This is a genomic window from Cryobacterium sp. Hb1 (genome assembly GCF_004403585.1).
In the GTDB taxonomy this organism is placed as follows: Bacteria; Actinomycetota; Actinomycetes; order Actinomycetales; family Microbacteriaceae; genus Cryobacterium; species Cryobacterium lyxosi.
Genome location: NZ_SOHI01000041.1, coordinates 1 through 2,136, shown reverse-complemented (window position 1 = coordinate 2,136; position 2,136 = coordinate 1). Strand labels below are relative to the sequence as shown.

The 2,136-nt window shown below is 65.4% G+C and carries 2 protein-coding genes; both read right to left on the bottom strand.

The window, feature by feature from the left end; translation table 11 throughout:
* Positions 1-68: 68 nt before the first annotated feature.
* On the bottom strand, positions 69-827 hold the full coding sequence (gene istB / locus E3T38_RS16510) for an IS21-like element helper ATPase IstB (protein WP_134549192.1): 759 nt from the start codon (positions 825-827) through the stop codon (positions 69-71).
* Positions 824-2,068 (bottom strand): IS21 family transposase, encoded by a 1,245-nt coding sequence (gene istA, locus E3T38_RS16505; protein WP_370449059.1) that lies wholly within the window; start codon positions 2,066-2,068, stop codon positions 824-826. The genes istB and istA overlap by 4 nt, the downstream gene beginning before the upstream one ends.
* Between the last annotated feature and the right edge of the window lie 68 nt (positions 2,069-2,136).

Sequence of the window (2,136 nt, the reverse complement as noted above, 5' to 3'; positions counted from 1 at the left end):
TGTTAACGCTGGGCCAAAACGGGGCCAATAGTGCCGTTTGAAAACAGGACCACTATCTGTGTTTTCTACTATGCCGTATCAGCGGCGGGCTGGTGGCTTTTGAGCCGATAGCTGGCACCTTTGAGGCTGAGAACGTCGGCGTGGTGCACGATTCGGTCGATCATCGCGGAGGCGACGGTCTGGTCACCGAAGACCTCGCCCCAGCGGCCGAAGGCCAGATTGCTCGTGAGGATCAGCGATGCATGTTCATATCGGCTCGCAACGAGCTGGAAAAACAGGTTCGCAGCGTCCTGGTCAAACGGAATATAGCCAACTTCATCGCAGATCAAAACGCTGTAACGACGCAGCCGTGTGAGCTCTGCGGCGAGCTTGCCCCGGGAGTGAGCTTCCTGCAACCGGGCGACCCAGCCGGTGGCGGTGTCGAAGAGGACGCGGTGGCCGTGCTTGGCCGCCTGAACGCCCAATGCGACGGCGAGGTGGGTCTTGCCGGTGCCCGGCGGGCCAAGGAGCACCACGTTCTTCGCTTCGGTGACGAACGTGCTGGTGCCCAGGTGCGCGAGGAGGTTCCGGTCTGCGGTGGGTTGGTGGTCGAAGTTGAAGTCCTCGAGGGTCTTGTGGCCGGGGAACCGGGCCGCTTTGATCCGCAGGGCCGCGCCGGACGCTTCACGTTCGGAGACCTCGCGGGAGAGGACCGCGGCAAGGTATTCCTCGTGCGACCAACCGGAATCACGGGCCTGGTCGCCGAGGCGGCGGAACGCGTCGCCGATCCTCGGCGCGCGCAGCGCCCGGGCGTAGTACTCGATCTGTGAAGCCGCGGCGCCGCTCATGCGACCACGTCCATGTCGCGCAGCTCAGTGCCGGTCTCCACGCCGAACAACCGGTCGTAGGACGCCAGGCTGGCCGTCTCGACGAACGCGACCGTCGGTTGCGGGCGGTGATGGCGCAGCGACTGAAACTGGCGCCGCAGCACGTTGGCCTGCCCGACATGCTCCGGGTCAGTCACCGTCAGCGCGCGGGCCCATTCCCGCTCGTGAGAGGTGACGTTCATTCCGTTGTGGGTGACGTTGACGGTGTCCAGGCTCGCCGTCACGTCGACGAGGCGGCCGATCATCGCCGGCGCGACGGAGTAATCGTTGGAGAGCACCCGGACGTAGTAGTCCCGCGGCAGGCGCACCGTGTTGTGAAAGAGCACGTCCGGCGGCACCGGTGACAGCGGGCGCATCGCGGCGCGGTCCTGCTCGATCAGATCGATCGGGCGCGCCCGTCGTGACCGGGAATGACGCGCGTTCGCCAGCGGCAGCCAGTCAGCGATCTGCTCGTTGAAGTCCTGCGGCGATGCGAAATGCCGCCCCGGCATGAACGACGATCGGAAGAACCGGTTGCGGCGCTCGACCATGCCCTTGGACTCCGGATCGCGGGCCTTGAGCAGCTTGATCTCGGTTCCGAGGGTCCCGGCGAACGCGGCGGTGCGTTCGGTGAGTTTGCCCTTGCCGATGCCAGTCTCGTTGTCCCAGGTCAGCCGGAGCGGCACGGCGCCGGCGGCTTGCAACAGCGACCACATCCCGCCGAGCAAGTCCGACGTGGTTCGCGAGGGCAACATAATTGCCTGGAAGAACCCGGAGAACGTCGACGTCATCACCAACACCGGCGGCATGCCCTCCTGTCCATGGCCCAGCGGCAGCGGCTCGTGCGGAAACCAGAGGTCACACTGCACCTGCCGGCCGGGCTCATGCACCAGCCGATCGGCCGGGTCCGGCGGGACATACTCCGGTCGGATCAAGGCGACCTTGTCTCGGAACACCGACGCTGACCCCAACCAGCCGACTCGCTCCGCCAACGTCGAGGCGGGCATCCGCGGCGTCACGGCCAACAGCACCCGGACCTGCGTCGCATACGCGTCAAAACTCGACCCCGTCGCGGCGCGCTGATACTTCGGTAGCCGGTCCGACTCCAACGCCCGATCGACCGTTCCCCGCGAGACGCCGACGAGTCGGCCGATCTCGCGCTTGGAGTGCTGGCCCGTTGAAAACAGCTGGCGTATCTTCGCCCAATCATCCATATTGATCACCCTCCATAGTGGCTGGTGGCCCTGTTTTCAGTCGGCGATACTGGCCCTATATTCGGTCGGCGTTAACA